10 protein-coding genes are annotated in these 12,106 nt (G+C 56.0%); 5 read left to right on the forward strand and 5 right to left on the reverse strand.

The genetic code is table 11. The features are described 5' to 3' along the window. Window positions 1–122: 122 nt before the first annotated feature. The 4 genes from RB_RS13075 to RB_RS13090 all read left to right on the forward strand — a co-directional run bounded on the left by RB_RS13075 (window position 123) and on the right by RB_RS13090 (window position 4,248). The gene (locus tag RB_RS13075) at window positions 123–785 is read left to right on the forward strand and encodes an FHA domain-containing protein (RefSeq protein ID WP_007327679.1); all 663 of its coding nucleotides are present in this window, start codon (window positions 123–125) and stop codon (window positions 783–785) included. 64 nt (window positions 786–849) lie between these two features. Further along, window positions 850–2,610 (forward strand): hypothetical protein, encoded by a 1,761-nt coding sequence (locus tag RB_RS13080; protein WP_011120907.1) that lies wholly within the window; start codon window positions 850–852, stop codon window positions 2,608–2,610. 107 nt (window positions 2,611–2,717) lie between these two features. Beyond that, entirely contained in the window at window positions 2,718–2,870 is a 153-nt protein-coding gene (ykgO, locus tag RB_RS13085) for a type B 50S ribosomal protein L36 (RefSeq protein WP_007327677.1), read from the forward strand. Between the two features lie 82 nt (window positions 2,871–2,952). Next, complete coding sequence (locus tag RB_RS13090; protein ID WP_164921967.1) at window positions 2,953–4,248, forward strand: GNAT family N-acetyltransferase; 1,296 nt, start codon at window positions 2,953–2,955, stop codon at window positions 4,246–4,248. Window positions 4,249–4,312: 64 nt separating this feature from the next. Here the strand turns inward: RB_RS13090 and RB_RS13095 are convergent, their stop codons facing one another. Beyond that, entirely contained in the window at window positions 4,313–4,807 is a 495-nt protein-coding gene (locus tag RB_RS13095; RefSeq protein WP_011120910.1) for a fasciclin domain-containing protein, read from the reverse strand. Window positions 4,808–5,147: 340 nt separating this feature from the next. On the opposite strand from RB_RS13095, the gene RB_RS13100 reads away from it, so the two are divergent. After that, window positions 5,148–6,035: a hypothetical protein gene (locus RB_RS13100; RefSeq protein ID WP_011120912.1), complete on the forward strand. Its 888-nt coding sequence runs from the start codon at window positions 5,148–5,150 to the stop codon at window positions 6,033–6,035. A 164-nt stretch (window positions 6,036–6,199) separates the two neighbouring features. Here RB_RS13100 and RB_RS13105 read toward each other — a convergent pair whose 3' ends face one another. The 4 genes from RB_RS13105 to trpS all read right to left on the reverse strand — a co-directional run bounded on the left by RB_RS13105 (window position 6,200) and on the right by trpS (window position 11,974). Next, window positions 6,200–7,621 (reverse strand): DUF1552 domain-containing protein, encoded by a 1,422-nt coding sequence (locus tag RB_RS13105; protein WP_164921968.1) that lies wholly within the window; start codon window positions 7,619–7,621, stop codon window positions 6,200–6,202. Between the two features lie 88 nt (window positions 7,622–7,709). Further along, window positions 7,710–10,301, reverse strand: a complete 2,592-nt coding sequence (locus tag RB_RS13110; protein ID WP_231846465.1) for a DUF1592 domain-containing protein — start codon at window positions 10,299–10,301, stop codon at window positions 7,710–7,712. Window positions 10,302–10,630: 329 nt separating this feature from the next. Further along, the gene (gene acpS / locus RB_RS13115) at window positions 10,631–11,008 is read right to left on the reverse strand and encodes a holo-ACP synthase (RefSeq protein ID WP_007324752.1); all 378 of its coding nucleotides are present in this window, start codon (window positions 11,006–11,008) and stop codon (window positions 10,631–10,633) included. A 3-nt stretch (window positions 11,009–11,011) separates the two neighbouring features. After that, complete coding sequence (gene trpS / locus RB_RS13120) at window positions 11,012–11,974, reverse strand: tryptophan--tRNA ligase (RefSeq protein WP_011120916.1); 963 nt, start codon at window positions 11,972–11,974, stop codon at window positions 11,012–11,014. Between the last annotated feature and the right edge of the window lie 132 nt (window positions 11,975–12,106).

The raw sequence follows: 12,106 nt of genomic DNA on the forward strand, positions 1-12,106 counted from the left end.
CATTTGAACTATAACGGACGTGTACTTGTGACGGCTTGGAAGTCAGCTACATCATTCGGCGTTTGCCTTGCTTTTCTCCGACGCCCAACAATCGTAAGCATCACTCCAGATCGAGGCCCGCGGTGTCCAGCGTAACGATCAAAGTCCTACACGGCGCCGACCGTGGAAAGGTCTTCGAGGGGATCGAGCCTCCCCTGACCATCGGACGAGAGGAAGGCAACGACATTCAGCTCAACGACGAGCGTGTCAGTCGTTGCCACCTTAAGATCCAAAGGGATAACGAACGGTTGGTGTTGACCGATTTGGATAGTACGAATGGTACCAAGGTCAACGGAACGGAATGCCAGCTGAAGATCCTCCGACACGGCGACTTGGTTGCGGTTGGCCGCAGCCTTCTGCTGCTGGGATCCGAGGAACAAATTGCGGCCCGGCTGCAAGCGATCGGCGGCGGCAGCAAGGGTGCGATTCAGCGAGACGTTAAGTCGTCGGACGAATCGATGGCGGTCGATCTTCGCCAGGACCCAAAGTCCCCCGTTCCCGTCGATGCGTTGCATGTGGAAGATCTGCCGGCAATTCCCGACGATTTGACTCCTGGCCAAAAAGCACAACTGTGCGAAATCCTGGATTATCTACAATCACGACTGGAAAGATTGATCGAATCTGCGACCACGCAGGAGGATTCGGAACAAGTCGTGCTACAGCAGGCAGCCTGGCAACGTCTGCTCGATGTCCAATCGCGGCTGGCGACCCTCAATCGAAAAATCACCGATCCGCAGTGGCCCTGAGCAACCTGTTCTCGTGGGCTGACTAGCGATTCGCTTCCGAGTCATCGACCCACGAAAGAACACTTTGAGCTCTTCCCAATCCAATCTCGCTCCGTCCGCTCAAAACGCCACTTCGTTGACCGCGAATTCGCCCCACGCTAATGCTGGCCAATCGCCCGCGACCGAATATCGCGAGCTGCGTGCGCCCGCTCAGACACTTGGCACCCTGATCGAGCCACCGATCTGCGACGCGGAGTTGTTGCTGAAGAACAACCTCGCGACGGCCCATGCGGAAATGCCCGCCGGATCGTTTTGGTCCGATCTGCGAAAAGTCGCTCGTGAGCAATTGGTCGGAGACGCCCGACGATACACCTCTTCCTACCGCGACGTCGCCTCGTTTTGTGCGGACCAACCGATCGGCAGTGGCGAAAACAACAGCCGGCCCATCGTGTTGGCGGGTCATCAACCAACCCTATTTCATCCCGGGGTTTGGTTCAAAAACCACACGCTGCAAAAAGTCGCCAGCGAATGCTGTGCGCTGCCAATCAATCTCGTGATCGACAACGATGTGGCCGCTGCGAGATTGATTCGCGTGCCGCAATTGCGACCACTCGTCAACCTTGCGGGTGACGGCGACGACGCCCCGCTTCGGGGGACTTGGCAGAGCGTCCCGTATGACCAGGGCGGAGAAACGCTTCCGTTTGAACAGGCACAGATTCGCGACAAGGATCTGTTCGATCACTTCGATTCGGGCGTTCGCCGCCTGATCGCACCGCTGGTTTCGGATCCATGCGTGACCGCTCTTTGGAAGCACGCACGCGAGGCAATCGCTCGTTGCGGCATTGCCGGATGCGCACTCGCTCAAGCTCGCCACGCCCTCGAAGCGGAAATGAATTGGCAGACACTGGAAATTCCGCTCGGCGTCGCCGTTCGCGGCTTGCCGTTCGCGCGTTTTGTGATGGAAATCATTGACGAAATCGAGCGATTTCAATCGGTCTACAACGGATCGGCCGATCATTATCGTGCGTGGCACGGCATCCGTAGTTCGGCTCACCCGGTCCCCAACCTTGGATTCCAAGACGGTTGGTACGAAACACCGCTGTGGGTCTACGGCAACAATCAACCGCAACGTCGCGGCGTCTGGGTTCGCCGTGAGGGCCATCTGTGGCACATCAGCGATGCTCCATCCGGAATCGCGGGATCGAACTCGGGTTCTGCCGGAACGATCTCAGTCAAGGTGTCGGCCACCGATCGTCAACTCGCATCGACTCAATTGGCCGAGGCGGCGTCTCCGGAATTCAAACTGCGTCCTCGTGCCCTCATGACGACGATGTTTGCCCGGCTGGTTCTCAGCGATTTGTTTCTGCACGGAATTGGTGGCGGCAAATACGATCAGCTCGCCGACCGCATTATGACGCAGTTCTTCCAAATCACTCCGCCTGGATTGCAGGTCGTCTCAGGAACGATCCGCTTGCCTGGACAAGAGCCCGATTATGCCCGCGAAGATTTACGTCGAGAACTGTTGCGGAAAGAACGTGAACTTCAGTTCCAAGGCGAGAAGTGGCTCGACGCCTCGAACCCGGACCAGAAAGCATTTCGAGACCAGAAACTCGAACTGCTTGACCGAATGCCAACCTCGGGGAGTCGGCGTGCTTGGCATCATTCGGTCTCACGCCTGAACGCTCAAATCACACTGCAGCTCTCAGAACAGCGTCGCGAAACTCGCGGTCGATTGGCACGACTCGATCAAGAAGCCGCAACGGAGAAGATTCTCTGTAGCCGCGAACTTTCGTTTTGCCTATTTCCCTTGGAATTCCTTCAAGAATCCTTTGCCAAAATGGCATGAGCGTGACGATTGGAGTTGTCGAGCGCTAATTTTTCGCTATTCTCTGCCGTTTGCCGACGAACAAAGTTGGTTTTTGGCATCAACATTTAACCCGCGAGTAGCATCGGATGAAGGTCGTTAGTAGCATTGGAGCGTTGAAGTACCGCCACCCGGACTGCCAGGTGGTCAAGCGACGCGGCCGTATTTACGTGATTTGCAAGAGCAATCCAAAGTTCAAGGTCCGTCAGGGCGGTGCGAAGAGCAAGAAAGCCCGACGCTAGGCAATCCGTCTCGTCGAAGATTGGCTGACTTGTATCGGCACCTTTTTCGATGAGACAGGCATTGTCACCCCCCATACCTTCCATGACTCCCCAACCTTCGACGCCCAGTGATCCACTGGCAAACGGTTTGGGTGAGCGTTCGACGGAAGATTCCGATCCGGGGGAAGCCCGCAAGTCTGCGGCGAAAGCTTTGGATCACAGCCCCATCAACCACCCGGCCGTCTCAACGATGGCGAACAACCAAGACGTCCACCAGATCGACGTTTGCGAGTTCGCCAGTCTGTCACGTGACGACTTAGAAAGATGGGAACGAATTCGAGCCCTGCGAGATGAGTTTGCGCCGCCGTTTTTCGCGGCGAGATTCGCTGCCGCGGTCAACGCCGTCCGAGGCGATGTGCTGACCGCCGTCCTGCGATCGAGCGACGGCACTCCCCTGGGTTTCTTTCCCTTCCATCGAGTTGGCGGCGTCGGTGTTCCGGCGGGACGGTTTCTCAACGACGCTCAAAACGTGATTGCGATCCCCGGTCTCAAAATCGACTGGACTGCGATTGCTAAAGCAGCAAAGGTGCGTGCCTTCAATCTTCACGCCATCGTCGGTAGCGATCCCGACTGGGTCGACCGCTATCACTTGCAATCGGTCAAAGCCTTTCGAGCTGACCTTGGTGGTGATTCGGGAGACTACCTCAGGCGTCTGGAGAAAGAACACCGAACCATCGGCAAGCAGGGCCAGAAAACTCGCAAGCTAGGTCGCGAAATTGGACCGGTCCGACTGGAGATGGACTGTCGCTGCCCAAAGATTCTGGAGCAAACCATTGCGTGGAAACGCGCCCAGTATCAACGCACCCATATCTTGGATTTGTTTCTTCCGGAATGGACCCGCGACCTCATCACGACCCTCTACGAAAACTCGCTCGCGCAACCCGGCCTGCAATTGGATTCGGCCGTCGCGGGTGACGACTTTTCCAATGACTCACTGCGAGGAATCTGCTCGGTACTGTGGTCGGGTGATCGTCCTGTGGCGACGCATATTGGGATGATCGAACATGGACGACTGCACTATTGGTTCCCAACCTACGACCCGGCGTTCGCACGCTACTCTCCGGGAACGGCCCTGTTCACCGAGACCATTCGAGCCGCGACGCAGCACGGAATCGACTGCGTGGATATGGGCTACGGCGAACAGCAGTACAAGACAAAACAGACGGGCACGACGACGCAAGTTGTCCATGGCACAATCACCGACTCAAGATGGCACCGAATCGCTTTCGCGGCGGAAGCCACCATGGTTCAGGCTCTCAAACGCGTCCCGATGAAAGAAACGGTCAAACGTGCAATCCGGACGATCAACCCGTCAGCGGGTATCAAGAAACTAAAATAGCTCGCCGTTTCCGACGAGCTATTTTCGAGTTCAGTCTGCGGCGGTTGGCCGCTTTGGTCACTGCTTACTTGCTGGGTGGCAAAATGACCGAATCGATCACGTGGATGATTCCATTGCTGGCCATCACGTCCGTCTTCACGACCTTCACCTTGTCGTTCAGAATCACGGTTCCATCTTTGACTTCGATGCTGACTTTTCCGCCCAGCGTTTCAGCTGAATCCAAGGTGACAACGGTCTTGGCGGGAACCTTACCGGAAACCACGTGGTACTTCAAAATCGCGACCAACTGATCCTTGTTTTCCGGTTTCAGCAGGCTATCCAACGTGCCTTCGGGAAGCTTATCAAAGGCTTCGTCCGTGGGAGCAAACACGGTGAACGGGCCTTCACCGCTCAACGTTTCCACCAAACCGCCAGCTTTCACGGCAGCAACCAGCGTGTTGAACTTTGCTGAAATCGCCGTCTCAACAATGTTCTTTTTCGCTGTTTCGTTGTGGTGGTCCGCTTGCACGGTGGCGGGCAAAACGAACAGAGCCAATGCAGCCAGAATGATCTTCTTCATCGTAAAATCCTAAGTCTCGAACATGGAGGTGGGAACTCGAGCTTGAAAGAAGCAGTCCAGCTGCGGCCGCGGCCGAACTGCCTCACTCGATTGGCTGATTCGCGAATCGCTGGACTGTACGTTTCGGACAAGCGGCAACGGCAAAGAATTTTCTGAAATGGGACACCGGCGGAGCGTTTCAACTTTGACTACAAATTAGAAATGTTGCGAAACCTCAATAGAAATGGCGGGTTAGAACTTTTGAATCAACTTCGGTTTCAGTTTGTACGCCCGGCACTTTCGCTCAGGTGACAACTGATTCCCCGCTTCTCATCTGACCATTTCGAAGGGTTGCCTAACAATGAGCCGTTTGTCCCAAGCCCAATTCGCTCCTAAATTGCGTTTCGTTGCCATGCTGGCGATGGCCGCTGGCCTGACTCTCCAGTCGGCCTCCATCGCGAACGCCCAAGGCCGTGGTGGCCGAGGCGGTTTTCCAGGTGGCGGTGGCGGAGGAGGTGCCATGTTCGGCGGTCGCGGTGGTGGATCCACCCTCGGCCTGCTACGTGCTGAAAAAGTTCGCGAAGAACTCGGCATCGACGAGCAACAAACCGAAGCTTTGAAAAAGCTGGAAGAACAAGCCCGCGAACAATCGCGACCAGACTTCGACTTCCGCAACGCATCGGAAGAAGATCGACGCGAGTTCTTCGAAAAAATGCAATCGCAGCGTGAAGAGCAAGAAAAAGAAACTCGCATGCAGCTTCAGACTGTTCTGACGCTCGAGCAAATGGAACGTCTTGATGAGATCGGCATTCAAGCCCAAGGCCTGATGGCACTGTCGTCACCTGAAGTCCAAGAAGCCCTGACCATGACCGAAGATCAGAAGAAAAAGCTGACGGAAATCCGCTCGGGAATGGAAACCAAGATGCGTGAAGAAATGCGTGAGATCATGCAAAGTCGCGATCGCGAAAAAATGCAAACCGCGATGGAATCGATGCGTGAAAACATGGAAAAAGAAGTGATGGCCGTCCTGACCGCCGAGCAAAAGAAAAAGTTCGAAGAAATGAAGGGCGATCCATTCGACCTGGAAGCCCTTCGTGGCGGACGCGGCGGTGAACGCGGTGCTCGTGGCGGACGTGGTGGAGAAGGCGGCGGCGAACGCGGTGAGCGTGGCGGACGTGGCGGAGAAGGCGGCGGCGAACGCGGTGAGCGTGGCGGTCGAGGTGGACGTGGCGGTCGCGGCGGAGAATGATCTCGCCTGAAGACTTCGCTCCTTTCACTCAACGTTTCGCTCGTGGTTGATTCATGAGCGTCAGCGTTGCTCGAAATTGAAACGACTCAAGCCGCATGTGTTGTCACATGCGGCTTGTTTCATTGGCCAACCCTGGAAAAACCGCCATCGGGCACCATCGCTCGTCAGGCTCGAATGGAATCGATCTGCCGGCCGTCTCTCTTCTTCGGACCAAGCCGATCCTTGGTGCCAAAGGCATCCAGCATCGTGTTGTAGACATCCAGTCCCTCCGCTCCAACGTTCATGATCTGGCCGGTCTTGAAACGACCGTTGGCGCCGGTGATGCAATGGAAAACTCCCGACAGCTCTCGCTTCACATCGTTGTGGCGACCATCTCCCGATTCGGTCGAAATGGTGATCAATGAGTTCTCCAGAATCGTCCGCCCGTTTGGCTCTCGGCATTCATCGCTGTCCAAAGCACTAAGGAAGTAGGCGACCTCCTGCATCTTCATATGAGCATGGGCACGCAGCGCCTCGTTCTTCTTTTTCTCATTGAACTTGTGCCACCACTCGTGACTACACCCTTTGTCACCACTCGCGTTCTGCTGCCTCGCATCGTCAAACTCCCACAACTTTTTGCCGTTGTAGATGTAGTCGCCGGTCAGCCGAATGCGTTCGCCAGCGGCAAGGAATGTCAGCGCACCAAAGCGGACACGATCCATCTGTACCGCCAACGCATAAACGTCCGATAGCAAACGCCACTCGGAGGTAAGTTGATCCAACGTGATATCGATGCCTTGGCCACCGGGGTCAGCCGGACCGCCATGTGGAATGATCGAACGAGGCGGGACCTGCGGGCCGTTCGGTTGCCGATGCTTCATTGCGAACGCTCGCTGCTCAAATTCACGAATACGATCCAGGTGGTCCGCCACGCGGGCTCGAGACGACGCCCCTAAAGGTGAGTTCGCACCGGTGTAGTGCCGATAGTCTTCAACCACCGTATCTAGCACGCTTCGCTTCAATCTTTCACTTCGATCGCCACCGGCCAGAGCGACACCGCCAAATACGCGCTCAAACAGCTCGCGAGGTTTTTCCTGGATCGTCGCCGCAACGGTTCCGTCCATGTTGTAACTATGGACATAGCGTCCAACGCGAGATCTGCGAAAGAATGTCCCGCCAGCCAATGTTGACACCATCCCCTTTGGCAGACCGCCAGGATAGTGAGCCCGGCGAATCACCTGATCGATTGACGGCCCACCGGATTTGGCTTCGCCGTCGGGTGGCTCAGCGGTGAAAGCAGCAGTGGCGCCATCGTAGTGTGCGTTGATGCCTTTTTCGTCGCAGCGAACATGGTCGACCTCACGCATGATCAGCAACTTCTTACTGAGCGGCTGCAGTGGCTGAAGAACCCCTTGGAACCCTTCCTTTTGCAATGGTGCTGGAATGCCCAAACCAAAGAATACGTTGAACGCTCGAATCGGAATTTCCGGCGTCGCATTCGCGGCCACCGCGGTTGAGGCCAACATCTCTTCTAAAAGCGGCAGCCCAACCGTGGCGGCACCCAAGCTTCGAAGCATTGTGCGGCGATGAATCCGTTTGCTCTTCATGATAGGTCCTGTAGAAAATGCTCGGACAGGCTGAGCCAGGAACAACGCCCGGGCTGATTGTTGATTCAAATTCCTTGAGCCGCTTCAGTCACGGCTCGTCCTGCGATCGAGTCTTCTGCACCAGATCGCTCATCACCACCGCGGTGACCACATCGGCGTAACGACCGCCCGCACCCGTGGCAGCCTGATGAATCCGCTCCACCTCGGTTACATCACGGGCACCTAAAGGTCGGCCCATCGCGAACTGCGTTACTTTCCAAGTCAAAGTTTCGCGAACACGATCGCTTGTCGACAGCAGCTTCATCAAATCAGCGGGCGTCTCGTAGGGCTGCGGCTTTGCTTCCCCGGGGACCACGAGCTGACCTTCCGAACGAAGCTGGTTGCCAAACTCGTCTTTGAGATGAAACGCTCCCAAACCATCGAACTGCTCCAAGCCAAACGCGAGCGACTCGAACTTGATGTGACAACCGCCGCACGACTCGTTCTGAATTCGATCCTCAGCGACATCACGATGAGTCATCCCGGGTTTGGGCGGCACCGGTGTCGTATCGACGCCTGGCGGAGGTGCCCCAATGACACCGCGGAGCAAGTCTCTCATCACAAACAGACCTCGCGTAACCATCGACGCGTCATCGCCCCCGATCGTTAGCACGCTACCTTGCGTCAGCAAACCTCCTCTTACAGGCTCGCTCGACAGATCGTATCGGCGAAGCCCGTTTCCCTGCGGCTTCCAACCGTAATGCTTGGCCAGTCGAGGAGTTGCGTAGGTGAACTGTGCGTCGAACAAATCGCTCATTGGACGCTCCTGCTTCCAGACCAACTCTTCAAAGAAGGCGAGCGTTTCGGCATGCATGTCGATTCCTAATTCGGGTGTCCAGTCGGGAAACCTCTCCGGGTTGGGCTGCATGTTGGTGAGCCGACTCAGATTCAACCAGTCAATTGCAAACTGCTTGGAACGCTCGATCGCTCGGCGATCCTTCAGCATCCGTTCAACTTCCGCTCGGCAGCGATCCTTGTCCGTGAGCCGTCCATCTCTCGCTGCCTTCATCAAAACCGCGTCCGGTGGCCCGCCCCAAAGGATGTAACTCATCCGAGAGGCCAATTCGAAGTCCGTGACTCGCCGGCTGCCACCTCCGTCAGGTTGCCTCTCAATGCGATAGATAAATCGAGGCGATTGCAACATCGCCTCAACCATCAGCCCCACGCCTTGTTCGTAGTCACCGCCCGCACTGGCGACAGCGGTCAAAACTCCGCTGTAGTTGACCACCTCGCGATCGTCCAAAGGCCCACGCAGCAACCATTCACCCGCCGAGGCGACAAATTTTCTTGCGGTCGCATCGGTGTTCAGACTTTGTGACTTCGAAAAACGCTTGGCGAACTCAAGCACATCCATTCGCTGAACGATCACTTCCGCAAGCTGCGAATAAGCCTCCACGTGCTTTAAGTCCACGCTCAGGTTGTATGCGGTGTTGCTGAACCCGTCAGCTCGCAAATCCGGCGGCAACAACCGCTTTGCTTCTTCGGAGATATCGACACCAACCGCACTGCGAACCGTTTCGATGTATTCGGGAACGGTGAGACGCTGAACCCAGTGATCACTTGCCCCCGGTTTCGAGGCATAAACGGCGGGATCGATCGTATGGATCGACCAAACCGCCCCATCGTCAATCCATTCCTTGATCACGGCCTGATCGGATGGCGAAAGGCCGGGCCCTTGCGGCGGCATATCACCGGAAACGATCTGCTCCCAAAGTGGGCTCCGGTCCGCGTCGCCGGGCAGGATCACTTTCCCGCTTTCGCCGCCCGCCATAGCGTCCACTTTGCGTGACAGATCCAGATCACCTTTCTTCGAAATGGAGTCGTGACACTCCAAGCAATGGCGGGCAAATAAAGGAGCGACCTTCGTCGCAAACGTCTGTTCTGCTTTCACCCGTGCACGGCGTTGAGCTTCGTGCGGGTCGATGCCCGCCTTCGGACCGGCGGCATAGTTTTGCGAAACTTCGGCGTCGCTCAACGATCGGGAATAGATCGCAACGAGATGAAACTCGCCCAACCAAGGCCGTTCCGACGTTCGCTCGTTTGCCAATATCAGTGGAAAGCCGCCGTCCCAATTGCTCAGCTGACCAGCCACTTTCCTCGATGCGGTTTGCTCACCGTCCACATAAAAGTTCACGCCGCCGTCGCTTTGCCGCGTGAAAACAACGTGACTGAGTTTGGTCCCAACCTTCGCCGTGCCGCTGGCTGTTTCGGGAAGCCCGTTTTCGCTAGTCGATGTTGCTCTCAAACGAACCTGATACTGATCACGCTCCTGTCCCAGTGTGAAATTTCGCTGAACCGAGTTATTGGACATCGAAACAATTCGAGCTGGCCCTTTCTGAGAAGCGTTTGCTGGTTTGATCCAAGCTTCAATCGTCCAAGCATTGGACTGTTTGGTTTGTTCAGCCAACTTGGTGGCGGGGTGAACGGATTCGATTTTGGTTGCCGAACGCACCACGAGTGCGTCATCTTCCCAACTCACCGCCGATGGTTTCTCAATTTTTAGATCCAGCGATTTCCCGCTGCCGCTGCGATCCTTGACCGTGTCACCGCGGCCTTCCTCAAACGTATAAAACGCTGAGAGACCAACACTGACGCGGTACGTATCCGCCGCAAATGCCGGCGAAGCCGTCACCAGTAACATCGCTCCACACGTGGTGGCAACGACAGCACACCAACTGAGTCCTATCGCGATTCTTCGCTCATTCACCATTGGTTGATCCGCTAGGTCACGAAGCGTAATAGACAGCCCTGAAGCCGACACCGCCTCCTACTGTAACGCAACGCACCGCAAGCTGCTGATAGCGAGCAACACGACGCCATCAAGAATCACCTTGGGATCGAGAATCACCTTAGGGTGTCGGAGTCATTAGGCCGCGAGCCAAATCACAACGAAGCCAGCTTCCGGAGAACTCGCATCTTGATCAGGCGAATCGACGCAAGACGGTTGAGCTTGAGTAGCCGAAGAACGAGTCAGTCGCAGAGCACGACATAGGCGATGGCTTGCGTGCGGCACCCACCGAGACTCAAGTGGATCGCGTCAATCTCCGCTTCTTCGGCCAAATCCGCGGCGATCCCATGCAGCTCGATTGTCGGGCCTTCGCTTGGATGCGTTGCGATTTCAATGTCAGTCCAGCTGACACCCCGTCGATGACATCGCAGTGCCTTGAAAACGGCTTGCTTGGCCGCCCACCGGCGAGAGAAATGGCCCGTCGCGTCGGGCCGTTGAGCACAATGGTCAATCTCGGCTGCCGTGAAAACTCGCTCTAGAAATTGCTCTCCGTGCTGCTGGATCATTTGAGCGATCCGAGCACACTGAACAATTTCCGTCCCGACTGCCACGATTGCCATTGGTTAACGCAATCCACAATTGCGTCGGGCCCGGTCAACCACACTGGCCGCGACCTCGCGAGCCCGCTTGGCACCCTCGGCCAAAATATCTCGCACCGTATCCAAGTCTGATTCCAGCTCTTCGCGTTTCGCTCGCGCCGGGGCAAAGTACTCTTCGCTCACTTCGGCGACCGCCTTCTTGATCTCGCCATAGCCAAACCCGCCAGCGCGATACTTGGCCGCCATGGTCTCGACCTCGGCCGGACCAGCAAACAACTGATAGAGCTGGAACAAATGATCGTCGGTTGGATCCTTGGGATCTTCCATTGGACGACTGTCGGTCACAATCCGCATGATCTGCTTGCGAATTTTCTTCACCTCGCCAAACAGCGGCAATGTGTTGTTGTAACTCTTGCTCATCTTCTGCCCGTCGGTACCAGGAACCTTCGCACCAACGTCCAATGTCTTTGCCTTAGGCAACACAAACGTCTCTCCGAACGCATGGTGAAATGAACCGGCCAAATCACGGCAAACTTCGATGTGCTGAACCTGATCCACGCCAACGGGAACAATTTGCGAGTCGTACGCCAAAATGTCAGCAGCCATCAACACCGGGTACGTGAACAAGCCCGCGTCGGCAGTCAAACCTTTTGCCTTTTTCTCTTTGAAAGCATGGCAACGCTCGAGCAAACCCATCGGCGTTCCTGTCATCAGCAGCCAGGTCAGCTCGGTCACCTCGGGGATATCGGACTGCACGAACAAATTGGCCTTGGAAGGATCCAATCCCAACGCCAACAAGTCCAACGCGGCATTCATCACGTTTTCGCGAAGCACTTCCGGTTCACGAACGGTGGTCAGGGCGTGCAAGTCGGCGATGAAGTAAAAACCCTCATTGTCTTCTTGCAGATCAATGTATTGGCGAATCGCACCGAAGTAGTTTCCCCAGTGGGGACGACCGGTTGGCTGGATTCCCGAGAGCACTCGCATAAGTCAGTCAAACAAAGAAGAAATTTCGATCAAAGAAAGCAACTCAGAACCTCTCAACTTAACCAAATCTTGCGGCTTCGGGCGATCACCCCCCGACAAAGAATTGGCTTCGACGCGAAATTCAAAACCGTC

The sequence above is a fragment of the Rhodopirellula baltica SH 1 genome (assembly GCF_000196115.1).
Lineage (GTDB): Bacteria > Planctomycetota > Planctomycetia > Pirellulales > Pirellulaceae > Rhodopirellula > Rhodopirellula baltica.